This is a genomic window from Hydrogenophaga sp., from assembly GCF_030373245.1.
In the GTDB taxonomy this organism is placed as follows: Bacteria; Pseudomonadota; Gammaproteobacteria; order Burkholderiales; family Burkholderiaceae_C; genus Hydrogenophaga.
The window spans coordinates 22,154-37,752 of sequence record NZ_JAUCZF010000002.1 but is presented as its reverse complement, the minus strand read 5'-3'; the positions used below and the strand labels follow the sequence as shown (position 1 = coordinate 37,752).

The following is a 15,599-nucleotide window of genomic DNA, read 5'->3' as shown; positions in this document are numbered from 1 at the left end:
AACGGAAGGAAAAGGAACAGTGTTGGCGGTGACATCAGCGCCCGGGCTCTGCGGAGCTTTTCGGCATTTCCTGGCCAAGCTGAAGTCTGGGCAGTTCGACGGTGCCGCGGCGAGGTTCGACCGGTGCGTCAGCGACAGGCGCAGCGGCACCCTGCGGCGAACTGGAAGGCTCAGGCGGCGCCTCTTCACGGGCTGGCGTGCCCAGGGGACGCAACCGCTCCTCAGCCTCTCGCGTGAGCACAACCAGGCTGATGCGCCGGTTGGCAGGGTCTCGCGGCTGGTCGGGCAGGCGCAGCTGACTGGACGACAGGCCCTCCACACGAAGCAGCTTGTCGTCCGGCAAACCGCCGGCCACCAGATCGCGGCGCGAAGCATTGGCCCGGTCGGCCGAGAGTTCCCAGTTGCTGTATCCGCGGTAGCCGCTGCCGTAGGGTGTGGCGTCGGTGTGACCCGCCAGCGCGATGCGATTCTCCACATCGCCCAACGCGCTGCCAATGGCGCGCAGGATGTCGCGCATGTAAGGCTTCACCAGTGCGCTGCCGGCATCAAACATCGGTCGGTTCTGATCATCAACGATCTGGATGTGCAGCCCGTCAGGACTGGTTTCCAGCTGAATCTGCGACGCATACTCAGCCAGTTGCGGGTTGCTCGCGATCAGCGCCTGGATCTTTCGCTGCAAGGCTTCGATGCGCAGGCCCTCCTGGCGCGCGCGTTCGGAGCGTGCCATCTGCGCACCGATCAGCTTGGCCGCGCGCACGGCGTCACCGCCGTCCACCTGCCCGGAGGCCTCGCTCAGGTCACGTCCACCACCCGGCAGGATGCTGTTGCTGTTGCCGCTGCCACTGCCGCCCATGAGCGTCACCTTCAACGGCGACTGGAAGTATTCAGAGATGCCTTTTTTGTCACCTTCGCTGGTCGAGCCCAGCAGCCACATCAGCAGGAAAAACGCCATCATGGCCGTCACGAAGTCTGCGTAGGCAATCTTCCAGGCACCACCGTGAGCCGCATGACCGCCCTTCTTGACGCGCTTGATGATGATGGGCTGGAGCTTCTTATCGGCCATCTGGAGTTCCCCCCCGCGCCGTCTGCGGCGTCACCCCCCCAATGGGGCGGCGCGTGGCGGCCCGGCAAAGCCGGTTCCGCGGCGCCCTGGCCTTGGAGACTTCACGCCGGAAACGGACGCGCAACGCGACGAGTCGGCTGCATACCCTCCGGCACGAGATGAATTGGCTCAGGACACCCGTGGAACCGGCTTCGCCGGGCCACAGGGCGTGTTCCCCTTCGCGAAGCGGAGGGGGGAAGCCGCCAAGCGGCGCAGGGGGGAGCACCTCATCCACCGTGGAACTGGCTTTGCCAGGCCAAAGGGCGCGTCCCCCTCGCGAATCAGAGGGGGAAGACGCGAAGCGGCGCAGGGGGTGTCTCACTATTTCTTGCCTTTCACATGCCCTTCGAGCTCGGCAAAGCTCGGGCGCACGCCAGAGAACAGCACCTTGCGGCCAAACTCGATGGCTGTGCTGGGCGCGTAGCCCTGCATGCTGGCCAGCAACGTGGTCTTGATGCACAACAGCTCTTTGGCGCCCTCTTCCACCTTCTGCTCCAGCAATCCCGCCAGGGGTTCGGCAAAGGCATAGGCAAGAAAAATCCCGAGGAAGGTGCCCACGAGTGCCGAGCCGATCATGGCGCCCAGCACGGCAGGCGGTTGTCCGACCGAGCCCATGGTCTTGATCACCCCCAGCACCGCGGCGACGATACCGAACGCAGGCAGTCCACCCGCCACCCGCTGGATGGCGGAGACCGGCGCGTGCGCTTCCTGGTGGTGCGTTTCGATCTCCGCATCCATCAGCGATTCGATTTCGTGCGCGTTGAGGTTGCCCGACACCATCATGCGCAGGTAGTCGGTGATGAACTCGACCACGTGGTGGTCGCTACCCACGGTGGGGTACTTCTTGAAGATGGCGGACTGCTCGGGGTTTTCCACGTCCTGCTCGATCGCCATCAGGCCTTCCTTGCGCGCCTTTTGAAGGATGTCGAACTGCAAGGCCAGAAGCTCCATGTAACGGGCCTTGGTGTAGCGGCTGCCCTTGAAGCAACTGCCCACACCAGCCAGCGTGCCCTTGATCACGGTCATCTGGTTGTTGACCAGAAAGGCGCCCAGCGTGGCGCCGCCGATCATGCCCATTTCCCAGGGCAGCGCCTTCAGAATCGGGGCCATGTTGCCGCCGTGCGCGATGAACACACCGAACACGCAAACAAGGGCAACGACCCAACCGATGATGACAAACATGCTGATGACCTTGAAAGGAGAATGGCCCAAGCCCTCAACGTGAGGCTCGCGAACTTTCTTTGTCTATCGGCCAACTTTAGAACCGGATGAAGCAGCCCATGAACGCGAAAAGGACCCGCGAGAGGGTCCTTTTCCAAGCTTGAGATCGGGCGCCGACCGGCTTTGGTCTGGCAGGTGACCGGCGCCGTGAATGCGCCATCACCACGGCACAACTGGCTCAGTCAATGCAGGCGCAGGCCACCCGATGCGCTGCCCTTGCCGGCGCGCGCCGGTGGCTCACACATGCCACACACGAACTGGCGCGAATTTTCATAAGGCTCGGTGACGAAGTGTCCACCGCAGCATGAACACTGGGTGAGCGTGAGCATGCCGTTGTCTACAAACTTCACCAGGCGCCAGGCGCGCGTCACCGACAGCAACGGCTCCAGCGCGCTGGCCTGAATCTGCTCGGTGTAGAGCCGGAACGCCTTGATCACGGTGTCGATCTCTTCCAGCTCACTGGTCTTGGAGAGGTACTCATGGATGTTCAGGAACAGCGAGGCATGGATGTTGGGCTGCCAGGTCAGGAACCAGTCGGTGGAAAACGGCAGCTGACCTTTGGAAGGGCTCTTGCCCGCCACTTCCTTGTACAGACGCAACAAACGCTCGTACGACAGGCTGGTTTCATATTCCAGCACCTGCAGGCGCGCACCCAGGTTGATCAGGGAGATGGCGCGCTCGATGTCGCGCGACTCGTTGAGAATGCTTTTCTGAGTGGCCATGACGGGCGCTCCTAGGATTGAGATGTCTTGAACCCAGCGCACACCGCCGAACCGGCTTTGCCGGGCGACTGGTGTGGCCCCCTTGAGGGGTGACGCCGCAGGCGGCGCGGGGGTGATCAATGAGTGACGGTCATCGTCTCGGTATAACGCCCAGCCATCAGGATGCTGGCGTGCAGCTGGGTGGTGGTGGCGTTGTCGACCTTCTTCACGTTGTGGCTGGTCAGCAGGTTCCACACCAGGTCGTCGTCGACGCGGAAGCGGCACAGCAGCATGTTGGTCGATGCGATCTTCAACAGCTGCGCGGTGGACAGCATGCCCAGCAGGTCAGCGGCCTCTTCACTCACGCCGAGGCGAAAGATCGCTTCTGCGCGGTCCTTGCGGATCATGTTCTGCGCCAGCATGAGGTAGGTCAGGTTGGCTTCGCGGATTTCGGCCAAGAGTTGTTCGCTGTCCATGGTGTGCTCCTTGATGGTGAGGTCGGGGCGGTGAGCGGTGTGCTTACGTTTGCTGACCTGTTGTGAGCAATTGTGTCGACCTCACCAAAAACTTGAATCGGCGAACGCCTGTTTGAGCTGTCAGCGTTGACATGTGTTTTTGTCAGGCAAGTTCCTACAACCTTGGTTCTCATTTCGACCTCACCTCCTGCGCTCTGTCTGGGCAGTGATCACACGAAAGGAAACCGATGAATTCGAGCCCAGGGCCAGGCTCCATTCGCAGCGATCGCCTGTGCTGCCGCGAGGGTTGGCAACGCAGCAAGGGGGCGAAGACGCTGCTTCAAAGGCAAGCTGTTTGCGGAACAGCGCACAAGGAAGTCACTTCCGCGATGCATCCTGCTCATCGAATCGCTACAGAGACCACTCAACACCACCGATAGACCTGGCAAACCTGAGGCTTCGCGCAGCCGAGCCTGCAACCTCAGGGTGCACACGAAGAGCAGCAACAGGTTGGCACGCGGGTCAGCGTGAGCAGGCACCAGACACACGGCGGCCCTCCGCTACTGAGTGCACCACCTGATGGTCCGGTGCCACTGCAAGCCCAGTGAGGTACGCAGCGAACCCAGTCAACCCAGCGGTTCTGAGCGCACAGGCAGGCAGGCTGCTGGCAGCACTCAAGCAGGACAGACCGCCTGACCGCTCACGTGCAGGAAGAAGAGAAAAGGGCTTGACAAACCCAGCTTTTCTGATCAATCCGTTACAACACGGCGCTAAAGAATAGGACGGGGCCACCGAAATTGAACTCAACGGACTTCTAAAAAGGTTCGTCGTCCGGCAAGTGAAAGCGGCGAGGCGGTGAGCGGTCCCAGGGCCCAAACCGGCAAGCCGCCAGACGCTCCGGTCATGGCGGCCAGCCAGCTGGCTGGCGTTGAGATTGGCAGCAATGCCGGATTATTTTGTTCCACTTTTTTAGGAGTTAGTCATGAATACCATCAACACCAACGTGATGTCGCTGAATGCACAGCGCAACCTCTCGACCTCGCAAGGATCGCTGGCCACTTCGATGCAGCGCCTTTCCTCTGGCCTGCGCGTGAACAGCGCCAAGGACGATGCCGCTGGCCTGGCGATTGCCGAGCGCATGAACGCCCAGGTCAAGGGCATGAACGTGGCGATCCGCAACGCCAACGACGGCATCTCACTGGCGCAGACCGCTGAAGGCGCCCTGGGCAAGATCGGTGACAACCTGCAGCGCATGCGCGAGCTGGCTGTGCAGGCAGCCAACGACACCAACGGCACCAGCGACCGCACAGCACTGGATACCGAGTACCAGGCACTTGCCGCTGAAAACGCACGCGTCATCACCAGCACCGAGTTCAACGGCCAGAAGCTGCTGACGGGTTCGGGTGGCGCCAGTGGCACCTTCAACTTCCAGGTGGGCGCCAACAGCGATGCGGACAACCAGATCAGCATCGCCACAACGGGTATCGCCAGTGCCATGGGCAGCAACACCCAAGGTGCCTCTGCCACGCTGGGCACGACCGCCACCGGCGCGCGCACCGCCATGGACAACATTGACACCGCGATCGATGCCGTCACCACCGCCCGCTCAGGCTTCGGTGCTGCTCAGAACCGATTCGAGTCGGTGATCGCCAACCTGCAGGTGGCATCGGAAAACCAGGCCGCTTCGCGTGGCCGCATCATGGATGCCGATTTCGCTGCGGAAACCTCGAACCTCTCGCGCGGCCAGATCCTGCAGCAGGCCGGTACCGCGATGATCGCCCAGGCCAACCAGCTGCCCCAGGGCGTGCTGTCCCTGCTGCGTTGATCGACCCCACTGCCCAAGCGTCCGCACCATCCGGTGCAGACGCCGGTGGAGCCCTGGCACTCACCTGCCCGGCACCACCGTCGAGGGCAGGGTTCGCAGACCGCATGCCCTCGCGTGTGGTCTGCGAATCCTGGCACTCCGCCAGGGCGCTGCAGCGCCGAGGCCGTCATCGAGCGTCGCGCGGGTCTCATGGTGACCAGGCGCCTGGTGCCTGGAACACCAACCACCGTTAGGAGCGGCCATGGCCACCATTTCATCGCCGGGCATCGGCAGCGGCCTCGACGTGCAAAGCATCGTCACCCAGCTGGTCGCGCTGGAAAAAGCGCCGCTGAGGCAACTGCAGACGCAGGCCACTTCCTTCCAGACCAAGCTGTCCACCTACGGCACCATCAAGTCACAGGTGGAGGCCTTCGGCGCAGCCGCGGCCAAGCTCTCGACCGGCGCTGGCTGGAATGCGGTCACCGCCACATCGTCCAACGCGGGAGCCATCGGTGTCACAGCGGCCGAGGGTGCGCCAGCGACCTCCTTCACCATGCAGGTGTCGCAGCTCGCAAGGGCTCAGTCCACCGCATCCGCCGCGGTGGCCACCGGCGCGGCCGTGGGCAGCGGCAGCATGACCATTGAAATCGGCCAGTGGGCCGGCACCAGCTTCACACCGGGCAGTGCCGCAGCCGTGAACGTGACCATCAACCCTGGCGAAGACACCTTGAGCGAAATCGCCAGCAGAATCAACCAGGCGGGTGCGGGCGTGACCGCCACCGTGCTGCGCGACGCCAGCGGTGAACGGCTGCTCATGCGCTCGCGCGACACGGGCGAGACCAATGGGTTTCGCATCTCGGTGACCGACGACGACGGCAACAACGGCGACGGTAGTGGACTCTCCCGCGTGGCCTTCGACGCCGCCAACCCGGCGGGGCAGACCCTGTCCCAGAGCGGTCAGAACGCCCTGGCCACGGTGAACAACGTGCCGATCAACAGCACCAGCAACCGGCTCACCAACACGTTGCCGGGCATGACCATCCAGCTGCTGCAGGAAACCACGCTGCCGGTGGAAATCGACGTCAGCAGCGACCTGGAGGCCATCAAGGCCAACGTGCAGGCGTTCGTCGACAGCTACAACACCCTGAGTGCCACCCTGGCCAGTGCCACCCGCTACGACGAAGGCAGCAAACGCGCTGGCGCACTGCAGGGTGACGCCACCGCCATCGGTCTGCAGAATGCCTTGCGCGGCATGATGCGCTCAGTCACCACCAGCACGCCCTTCGAGCGCCTGGTCGATGTCGGCATCGAGCTCAAGACCGGTGGACAGCTGTCCATTCAGGCCTCGAAAATGGACGAAGCGCTGTCCAACCTGGACGGACTCAGAGGCCTGTTCAATGCCACCACGGGCGACGCCAGCACCGAAGGCTTTGGGTTCAAGGTCAAGCGCTTCGCTGACGGCTTGCTGGCTGCCGACGGACTGGTCAGCACCAAGAGCGCGAGCATCCAGAAATCCATCGACCGCAATGGCAGAGAACAAGAACGGGTCAACGACCGCGCCGCCCGGGTCGAGACGCGCTTGCTGCAGCAATACAACGCCATGGACGCGCGGGTCGGCCAGCTCAACGGACTGAGTGCCTTTGTTTCGCAGCAGATCACGCTGTGGAACAAGAGCAGTGCCTGAGTCGCCACGCTCCGTCCGCAACCAAACAGGTGTTTCGGTGCTGTCTCCGGCATCCGATCCCATGGTCCGGCCGTTTGCTTTGGCGCAATCCGTCGGCTGGCCAGTCGCTGCCCCGAAAAGCCTAACCACAAGCGAATTAACTTGAGTCCGAACTGAGCTGTCAAGGCCCCTGAAATGACCCTTACGCACACTACAGTCCCGCACCTGCGTGCCGATACAGAAAGGTATCTGACACAAGGACCTGACACCATGTTCACTTCCGTGCAATCCCGTGCCGCAGCCGTTTACCAGCGGGTCGCTGTGGAAACCAGCGTACAAGGCGCTGACCCGCACCAGCTCGTGGGGCTGCTGTTCGACGCGCTGCTGCGTTCGATCGCCGAGGCCCGCGGCGCACTCCTGCGCCACGACACCGCCGCCAAGGGCATGGCCCTGGGCAAAGCGGTTCGCATCCTGGAAGAAGGGCTCAAGGCCGGTCTGAATGTGCGCGAAGGTGGCGACCTCGCGAACAACCTGCAAGCCCTCTACGACTACAGCATCCTGCGCCTGACCCAGGCCAATCTGCGCAACGACGAGCGCGCGCTGGAAGAGGTGGTGCAGCTCATCGAGCCGGTAGCACAGTCATGGAAACTCATCAAAGGCCCTGGCCCGGCCTACCTGCAGCCTGTCACGGCCTCGGGAGTCTGATCATGGAGCACAGCTTGCTGGACTACTACAAAGCGATCGAATGCGCGAGCCAGAAGATGCTGGAAGCCGCACTGACCGAAAACTGGGATCAGGTGGTGCGCATGGAAAGCACCTGCGCCGTGCTGATCGAGCAACTGCGCGACAAAGCGCGCAGCCGAAAGCTGACGGCCGACGAGCGCGTCGAGAAGGTGCGCATCATGCAGCGCATCCTGCGCACCGACGCCGAGATCCGCGTGCTGGCCGAGCCCTGGCTGAACGACATCGATCTGCTGCTGCGCAACAGCTCGCCAGCATCCATGCACTAAGTCCCGTTCACACGGTGTTCCAAGATGCGTTGCGGATCGAGAAGGCCACGCACAAGGTGCGAAATGCCGCCGGGGTATGCCCCCGGCAAGGCTTCGCCGCACCTCGCATGGCCTTTTTGGCCGCAACCCGAGGGGGACGGTGCGAAAACCGGCCTCAGACGCTCATGTTCATGATGTCGGTGTAGGCCTGAACCATGCGGTTGCGAACATGCAGCGTGGCCTGGAAGCCGATCTGGGACTTCTGCATCGCGAGCATGGTCTCCTCCAGGCTGACCTTGGGGTTACCCAGTTGCACCTGGGTCTGCAGCCGAGACGCCTCGTTCTGCGCCTGGCTGACCGATTTCAAGGCACTCTTGAAGTTCTCGGAGAAGCCACCGTCCACGCCGCCAGCAGCGCCAGGGCGTTTGCCGGCGACACCACCCAGGCCGCTGAGCGCCTGGCTGGACAGGGGGTTGATTCGAAGGTCCATGGTCGATTCCTTGCACAAAAGGGACTGGCATTGATGCTAGGCACTGACGCGCCAAGGGGATGGGGGAATAAGCGGTCAAAGCACCGCCTTATCTGCCCTATGGCCAGGGGGGTGGGCTCGAATAATCGTTGGAACTCGGGTGGATTTCACCCGTTCCAGACCGAACCCCATCAAGCCTGCGCCCCATGAGCTCCAACGTCGCCGAAATTTCGCTTCAGCCCGTCAGCCAGAACGCTCTGGGTGCTGGCCTAGCCCGGCTGAGCGCGGGCCAGAAACTCAAGTTCGGCCTGGGTGCACTGGGTCTGCTGGCGGTCGGCCTGGCCTTGTTCTTCATGGGCCAGCAGCCCGACTGGCGCGTGCTGTACGCCAACCTCAGCGACAAGGACGGTGGCGCGGTGGTGGCCCAGCTCTCGCAGATGAACATCCCGTACCAGCATGCCGACGGTGGCCAGGCCATCATGGTGCCGGCCGACAAGGTGCACGACACCCGACTGCGCCTGGCCTCGCAAGGCCTGCCCAAAGGCACCGTCAATGGCTTCGAACTGATGGAGAACAACCGCTTCGGCATGACCCAGTTCCAGGAGCGCCTCACCTTCCAGCGCGGCCTTGAGGGCGAACTCACCCGAACCATCCAGTCGCTCTCCTCGGTGCAGGCCGCGCGTGTGCACCTCGCGCTGCCCAACCAGAACGGTTTCTTTCGCGAACAGCAAAAGCCCTCGGCCTCCATCATGCTGTCGTTGCACCCCGGGCGCACGCTGGACAAGGCCCAGGTGGCCGGCATCGTGCACCTGGTGGCCTCCAGCGTGCCGGAAATGAACCCGAAGGCGGTCAGTGTGGTCGATGACGCGGGCTCGCTGCTCTCGGCCTCGCCCGACGGCCAGGCACAGGGTGCTGACACGCAAAAGCTGCAGTACACGCAGCAGCTCGAACAGAACTACACACGCCGCATCCTTGACATGCTCGAACCTCTGGTCGGTGTGGGCAACGTGAAGGCCCAGGTCAATGCCGATGTGGACTTCTCGCTGGTCGAATCCACCTCCGAGCAGCACCGCCCCAACCAGACGCCAGACAGCAGCGCGGTGCGCAGCCAGCAGATCGTCGAAGACGGCAGCGCCCCGAGTGCCCAGCCTGCTGGCGTGCCCGGTGCCACCACCAACCAGCCGCCCGCCACCGGCACCGCCCCCATCAACGGCGCAGCCGCGCCACTGGGTGTGGCCGCCAACGGCAGCAACGCGGGCGCCACGCGCCGCGAATCGGTCATCAACTATGAGGTGGACAAGACGGTAAAGGTGGTGCGCGAGGCCAGCGGCACCGTGCGCCGCCTGAGCGCCGCGGTCGTCATCAACCACCGCAGCAGCACCGACCGGTCGGGCAAGACCGTCACCGAGCCCATTCCTCCCGAGCAACTCGCACAGATGACGGCCCTGGTGCGCGAGACCATCGGCTTCAGCCAGGATCGCGGCGACTCGGTGAACGTGGTCAACGCGGCGTTCAACGTCAACCAGAGCACCGAGGTGGAGCCTGCCGTCTGGTGGATGCAGGCCGAAAACCAGGAACTGGCGCGCAGTCTGGCCTGGCCGTTGGGCCTGGTCGCCGTGGGTCTGCTGGTCCTTCTCGGGCTTGTGCGGCCAGCATTCAAGCTCATGACCACGCAAAACACAACGGTGGTGGCCGCACCGCCTCAACTCAACGCGGTTCTAAACGAGACGCCCGAACGACCAGGCCTGCCGATGCCCGCGGGTCAGGTCGAGCCCGAGGTGCTCCGTCTGGAAGACGCCAAACGACTGGCCAAGGAAAACCCGATGGCGGTGGCCAACATCGTCAAAGGCTGGGTCAATGGCGAAGTACCCGTCTAGATGCGCACCTTTTGCACCCCGTTCGCGCTCAGAAAAATCAGCGTGAACAGGCCTTAAGTCCGCTCAAACGCACCACCAGGATCTGCAATGGAAGACACCGGGATTCAGGACGCAGCCATCTTTCTCATGTCGTTGGGAGAAGAGGAAGCGGCTGAAGTATTCAAGCATCTCTCACCGAAGGAGGTTCAGCGCCTTGGAGAGGCGATTGCCCGAACAAGATCGGTCTCGAAAGATCGCGCCGATAGCGTGATCAAGCGGTTTACCAGCGAAGCAGCATCACAAAGCCTGCTCGTTTCGGATACCGACAACTATGTGCGCGCGGTTCTCAAGCGCGCCCTGGGCGATGACAAGGCGGGTCTTCTGATCGACCGCATCCTGCAAGGCGGCGATGTCACCGGCATCGAAAGTCTCAAGTGGATGGACGCCCTTTCGGTGGCCGAACTGCTTCGCAACGAGCATCCTCAGATCATGGCCACGATTCTGGTGCACCTCGACTTTGAGCAGGTGGCCGGGATCCTCAAAAACCTGAGTGCCAGAACGCGAAACGAAGTCATGCTTCGCATCGCAACCCTGGAAGGCATTCAACCAACCGCACTCAAGGATCTCAACGAGGAGCTGTTCAAGGTGCTTGCAGGTGGTGACAAGGTGCGCAAGGCTTCTCTGGGCGGTGTCAAGACCGCGGCAGAGATCATCAACCTGCTGGGGACGCAGCTTGAGTCCAGCGTGATCGAATCCATTCGGGAACACGATGGTGATCTGGCCCAGAAGATCACCGACAAGATGTTCACCTTCGAGGACCTCACGAAGCTCGACGGAAAGTCGGTCCAGATGGTGCTGAAGGAAGTGAGTTCGGACATGCTGGCCATTTCGCTGAAGGGCGCCACGAGCGAGCTGCGCGATCTGATCCTCTCGAACATGTCCAGTCGGGCCGCCGAGGGGCTCAAGGACGATCTGGAATCGCGAGGCCCTGTCCGACTGTCCGAAGTAGAGAACCAGCAAAAGGAAATTCTGAAGATTGTGCGCCGTCTGTCAGACGAAGGTCAGATCGTCCTGGGTGGAGGCGGCGATGACAGCTTCGTCTAAGTCAGCGCCCAAAGTCAATCCTTACTCGCGCTTCATTCCGCGCGAGGAAATCGACGCGGTGGCGAGCTGGACCTTCTCGTCCATGGACAGCAACCTCGCACCGCTCGCGCCGCAAGCGGATCGCTCGCCAGCGAGCGCGACCGACGAAGCGCTGCTGCAGACGGCCCGGGAACTCGCCTTCACCGAGGGCTACGCCCAAGGGCGGGACGCCGGCATCCAGGAGGTCAGCGAAGCGATGGAAGCAGCGCTGCACAAGGCCACACAAGAACACGCGGTTCGCATGGGCGAACTGTTCCACGGCATGGCCGACCAACTGCTCGCCAGCGAGCAGAAGATTTCCCGCCAGCTGCTGGAGCTGGCCTGCGACATCGCTCGCCAGGTGGTGCGCCAGGAGTTGCAGGTCAACACACGCCAGTTGCGCACTGTGATCGGTGAAGCGCTGGAGATGATCGTGGACGACGGGCTGCCGACCACCGTGCGCATGCACCCCGAAGACCTTGCCCTCATGAAAGACGCGCTGCTGGAAACACTGGGTGAGAACGCGCCGGAGTTTGTGGCCGACACCTCGCTCACACCCGGCGGCTGCATCGTGCAGTCGGCCAGCATGGCGGTCGATGCCACGGTGGAGAAGCGCTGGGCCCGCGCGGTCGGCAACCTGGGCCTGAGCGTGGATTGGGCAACAGAGGACAACAATGTCTGATGCCAAGGACCACTGGGCACGCTTCATGGCCGACGCCAGGGCCTGCGCCGATGCGCCCAACCCGCTGGAAGTTCGCGGCACCCTGACCCGCCTGGCCGGCCTGGTGCTGGAGGCGGTGGGTCTGCGCGTGCCGGTCGGCTCTCAATGCCTGATCGCCAACGGCGGCAAGCCGCCGGTGCTGGCCGAAGTGGTTGGCTTCTCCAACGACCGCGCCTACCTCATGCCCGCTGGGGACACCCACGGCCTGTCCAGCGGGGCGAGCGTGACGCCGCTGGCACCCTACCGAACCGTGCCACGCATCGGTCAGGTGAACCGCCCCCCCTCGCCCAACGACCGCGGTGTGTTGCGCCTGCCGTTGGGCGGTGGCCTGCTGGGGCGCGTGGTGGATCCGCACGGTCAGCCCATGGACCACCTCGGCCCCATCACCCAGGTCGACGTGGAGGCGCTGGACCGCGCGCCGCTCAACGCCATGGACCGAGATCCGGTCCGTGAGCCGCTGGATACCGGCGTGCGCGCCATCAACGCCCTGCTCACCGTCGGGCGCGGCCAGCGCATCGGCCTGTTCGCCGGCTCCGGCGTGGGCAAAAGCGTGCTGCTCGGCATGATGGCGCGCTACACCCGCGCCGACGTGATCGTGGTCGGCCTGATAGGCGAGCGCGGGCGCGAGGTGAAGGAATTCATTGAAGACATCCTGGGGGAAGACGGGCGCCAGCGTTCGGTGGTGGTGGCCGCGCCGGCCGACGCGCCGCCCCTGGTGCGAATGCAGGGAGCCAGCTACGCCACGGCCATTGCCGAGCGCTTCCGCGACGACGGCCTGCACGTGCTGCTGCTGATGGACTCGCTCACCCGCTACGCCATGGCACAACGCGAAATCGCGCTGGCCATCGGCGAGCCGCCCGCGACCAAGGGTTACCCACCATCGTGCTTTGCCAAGCTGCCGCAGCTGGTCGAGCGAAGCGGCAACGGTCTGAATGGCGTGGGCTCCATCACCGCCTTCTACACCGTGCTGTCCGAGGGCGACGACCAGCAGGACCCGATCGCCGACGCGGCACGCGCCATCCTGGACGGCCACATCGTGCTCTCTCGCTCCCTGGCCGAATCAGGTCACTATCCCGCCATCGACGTCGAGGCCTCGGCCTCGCGCGTCATGCACAACGTGGCCAGCCCGCAGCACCTGGAGCTCGCGCGCAAGTTCCGCAACCTGTATTCGCGCTACATGAAGAGCCGCGACCTGATCCAGCTCGGCGCCTACGCGGCGGGCAGCGACCCTGAAACCGACCGGGCCATCGTGCTGTACCCCGAGCTGCAGCGCTTTCTCATGCAGGACATGCGCGAAGCCGCCAGCCTGCCGGAAAGCTTGCGGGGCCTTGCCTGCGCTCTGCACGAAGACTCCGCCGGTCGCGACGCCAAGCCGCGTGCGGGCATGAACCACACCTATTTTCAACCTGAAGGCGAACACGGATGACCGCGATCCAGACTCTGAACAAAGTGGTGGAACTGGCAGCCAAGCGCCGCGACGAGGCGCTGTCCCACCTGGCTCAGCTGCAGCGCGAGATGCAGATGGCCCAGGACCAGATGAGCCAGCTTCAGGCCTACGCCGGCGAAGCAGAGCAGCGCTGGGCCGCGCGCGGCAGCACCGGCATCGACGCCAGCCTGCTTCATCACCACCGCCAGTTCATGGCCAAGATCGATCATGCGATGGAGTTCCAGCGCGGCGTGATCGGGCAGCGCCAGGCCCAGATCGACCAGGCACGCCAGCAGGTCGTGGTGGCCGAGCGCGATGTCGCTGGCCTGCGCAAATACACCGATCGCAAACTGCAGGCCTTGCTGCAAACGGCGCAGCGCCAGGAACAGAAGCAGACCGACGAGATGGCCCTGGCCATCCACATGCGCCAGAGCCTGGCGCATGCCGCCAGCATGAACAAAGGCAGCCAACCATGAGCACCTCCCCCGCCCCAGCGTCCACCGCCACGCAAACGTCCACCGCGGTGCAGGGTCCTGCGGGGCAGCGCAAGGCCGCAGCCCAGGCCGGCACCGACATTTTTGCCAGCCTGCTGGCCCTGTTGGGCGATACCCGCCAGGGTGGAGCGCTGGCAGCCGATCCACTGGCGCACGACAGCAGCCTGACAGGAGCCACGCAGGGTGATGCCGATGAGGACTTGAGCAACCCGCTCAGCAATCTCTTGAACTGGGCCTATCCCTCGGGTCTTGGCGACCTGAGTGGGCAGGCCGAGGCACTTGGCCGCACCCGCGGAGATCCAGGAGCAACAAGCACCGCTCGCTCGATGCTCTCGCCCAACGCACTGGGCATCGGATACGGTCAGCGCCCCACCGCTGGCATCGACCTCAGCGGGCTGGGCCTGACACCGGTCTCGCCAGATGAGCAGAACGGCACCCAGGCCACCGCCTTGCTGACCCGCGGCATGCCGGTGGCTGCCACGGCCACCCCTACCGGGGGCACAGCAGACGGCGGTCACATTCAGACTGCGGCCAACCTGACGGCCAGCAGTCAGACGCAAGCCGCGAATCACGCTCAGGCGAGCGCCCGCGCCACCTTGCTGGCCGGGCAGACAGCCGCCGACGCCCCGCTCAGCGCGGTCCTCAACAAGGGTCGCAAGTCCGGCTACTCGGTCACCGCTGCGCTGCAGGCCCGAGACGCAGCCAGCCACGACATGGCGCGGCTGCAACCGCACGCGCTGCCTGCCACGCCGCGCAGCACCGTGGCACTCGACAGCCGACTGGCAAGCACGGCCTGGCGCACGACCAACCCGGAAACACCTTCGCTCGCGCCTGCAGGTGCCGGTGCGTCCGAACTGCGCCGCGCCACAGGCGAGCAACCCGCACCGCGAGACCAGCTCGCACCCTTGGCCCTGGAGGCCACCCAGGTGGGCTCCACAACCAGCGAGAGCAGCTTGCGCACCGAGGGCGAAGCCAGGGCAGACCATTTGTCTGGCCATCCCGAAGCCGAGCTCGAAACCCCGGGCCACCTGGGTGCGCACCAGTTGCGCCATGCCACGCTTCGCGTGGGAGAAGGCAGCACGGAGGCAATTGACGTGCAACTGTCCATCAGCGGGCAGGAGGTGCGGGTCGATTTCCGGACCGACAGCGTCGAAGCCCGCCAGGGCATTCAGCAAAGCGCTGAACCTGCCCTGAGCGAGCTGCTGGAGCGCAGTGGCATGCAGCTCGGTGGCGTGTCGGTGGGTGGGCAAGGCCTGACCTCCGGCAGCGGCCAGGGATCAGATGCCGACGCGCAACACCGCAACCCCAAGCGCGAGGCCCGGGTAGCCGAGTCCACGGAGCCCGCGGCGGCATTGACGAGCCGGCCGCGCGCCGACGGCAGTCGGCCGCTCGACGTATTCGCTTGACGGGCGCTTGCGCCTCACCTCATGCGCCGGTCCTTGGTGGCCTGGGGCGAGGCCGTTGCCTGCCCGGTTCGCTGGTGCATGCAGGCTTGGGAATGAGCGGTGTTTCCCCGCCTTATCGACCGAACGACCACAGGCCTGGCCACCAATAATTCTCGTCAAGCGACCCGTTT

The 15,599-nt window shown here is 64.2% G+C and carries 15 protein-coding genes; 10 read left to right on the top strand and 5 right to left on the bottom strand.

Annotation, left to right across the window (positions count from 1 at the left end; all coding sequences use genetic code 11):
- Positions 1–34: 34 nt before the first annotated feature.
- The 4 genes from motB to flhD all read right to left on the bottom strand — a co-directional run bounded on the left by motB (position 35) and on the right by flhD (position 3,500).
- Positions 35–1,063 carry a flagellar motor protein MotB gene (motB, locus tag QUV25_RS05570; RefSeq protein ID WP_300862178.1) on the bottom strand — a complete coding sequence of 343 codons (1,029 nt, stop codon included), beginning with the start codon at positions 1,061–1,063 and terminating at the stop codon, positions 35–37.
- A gap of 360 nt (positions 1,064–1,423) precedes the next feature.
- Entirely contained in the window at positions 1,424–2,284 is an 861-nt protein-coding gene (motA, locus tag QUV25_RS05565) for a flagellar motor stator protein MotA (protein WP_300862175.1), read from the bottom strand.
- Positions 2,285–2,505: 221 nt separating this feature from the next.
- On the bottom strand, positions 2,506–3,045 hold the full coding sequence (gene flhC, locus QUV25_RS05560) for a flagellar transcriptional regulator FlhC (protein WP_300862172.1): 540 nt from the start codon (positions 3,043–3,045) through the stop codon (positions 2,506–2,508).
- 116 nt (positions 3,046–3,161) lie between these two features.
- Positions 3,162–3,500: a flagellar transcriptional regulator FlhD gene (gene flhD / locus QUV25_RS05555; protein WP_300862169.1), complete on the bottom strand. Its 339-nt coding sequence runs from the start codon at positions 3,498–3,500 to the stop codon at positions 3,162–3,164.
- A 961-nt stretch (positions 3,501–4,461) separates the two neighbouring features.
- Between flhD and QUV25_RS05550 the strand changes: the two genes are divergently transcribed.
- From QUV25_RS05550 to QUV25_RS05535, 4 genes are all read left to right on the top strand, one after another.
- On the top strand, positions 4,462–5,304 hold the full coding sequence (locus tag QUV25_RS05550) for a flagellin (RefSeq protein WP_300862168.1): 843 nt from the start codon (positions 4,462–4,464) through the stop codon (positions 5,302–5,304).
- Positions 5,305–5,545: 241 nt separating this feature from the next.
- Positions 5,546–6,967, top strand: coding sequence for a flagellar filament capping protein FliD (gene fliD, locus QUV25_RS05545; RefSeq protein ID WP_300862166.1), 1,422 nt, complete (start codon positions 5,546–5,548; stop codon positions 6,965–6,967).
- A 249-nt stretch (positions 6,968–7,216) separates the two neighbouring features.
- A complete protein-coding gene (gene fliS, locus QUV25_RS05540; protein WP_300862163.1) occupies positions 7,217–7,651 on the top strand; it encodes a flagellar export chaperone FliS in 435 nt (144 codons plus the stop codon).
- 2 nt (positions 7,652–7,653) lie between these two features.
- Positions 7,654–7,956: a flagellar protein FliT gene (locus QUV25_RS05535; protein ID WP_300862161.1), complete on the top strand. Its 303-nt coding sequence runs from the start codon at positions 7,654–7,656 to the stop codon at positions 7,954–7,956.
- 154 nt (positions 7,957–8,110) lie between these two features.
- Here the strand turns inward: QUV25_RS05535 and fliE are convergent, their stop codons facing one another.
- On the bottom strand, positions 8,111–8,425 hold the full coding sequence (gene fliE / locus QUV25_RS05530; protein WP_300862158.1) for a flagellar hook-basal body complex protein FliE: 315 nt from the start codon (positions 8,423–8,425) through the stop codon (positions 8,111–8,113).
- Positions 8,426–8,610: 185 nt separating this feature from the next.
- Between fliE and fliF the strand changes: the two genes are divergently transcribed.
- The 6 genes from fliF (at position 8,611) to QUV25_RS05500 (ending at position 15,429) form a co-directional block, all read left to right on the top strand.
- Positions 8,611–10,281, top strand: a complete 1,671-nt coding sequence (gene fliF, locus QUV25_RS05525; RefSeq protein WP_300862156.1) for a flagellar basal-body MS-ring/collar protein FliF — start codon at positions 8,611–8,613, stop codon at positions 10,279–10,281.
- Between the two features lie 87 nt (positions 10,282–10,368).
- Positions 10,369–11,364, top strand: a complete 996-nt coding sequence (fliG, locus tag QUV25_RS05520; RefSeq protein ID WP_300862154.1) for a flagellar motor switch protein FliG — start codon at positions 10,369–10,371, stop codon at positions 11,362–11,364.
- The gene (locus QUV25_RS05515) at positions 11,348–12,064 is read left to right on the top strand and encodes a FliH/SctL family protein (RefSeq protein WP_300862152.1); all 717 of its coding nucleotides are present in this window, start codon (positions 11,348–11,350) and stop codon (positions 12,062–12,064) included. The genes fliG and QUV25_RS05515 overlap by 17 nt, the downstream gene beginning before the upstream one ends.
- Positions 12,065–12,089: 25 nt before the next feature.
- On the top strand, positions 12,090–13,529 hold the full coding sequence (fliI, locus tag QUV25_RS05510) for a flagellar protein export ATPase FliI (protein ID WP_300863053.1): 1,440 nt from the start codon (positions 12,090–12,092) through the stop codon (positions 13,527–13,529).
- On the top strand, positions 13,526–14,005 hold the full coding sequence (gene fliJ, locus QUV25_RS05505; RefSeq protein ID WP_300862150.1) for a flagellar export protein FliJ: 480 nt from the start codon (positions 13,526–13,528) through the stop codon (positions 14,003–14,005). The genes fliI and fliJ overlap by 4 nt, the downstream gene beginning before the upstream one ends.
- Entirely contained in the window at positions 14,002–15,429 is a 1,428-nt protein-coding gene (locus QUV25_RS05500) for a hypothetical protein (protein WP_300862147.1), read from the top strand. The genes fliJ and QUV25_RS05500 overlap by 4 nt, the downstream gene beginning before the upstream one ends.
- Positions 15,430–15,599 lie beyond the last annotated feature (170 nt).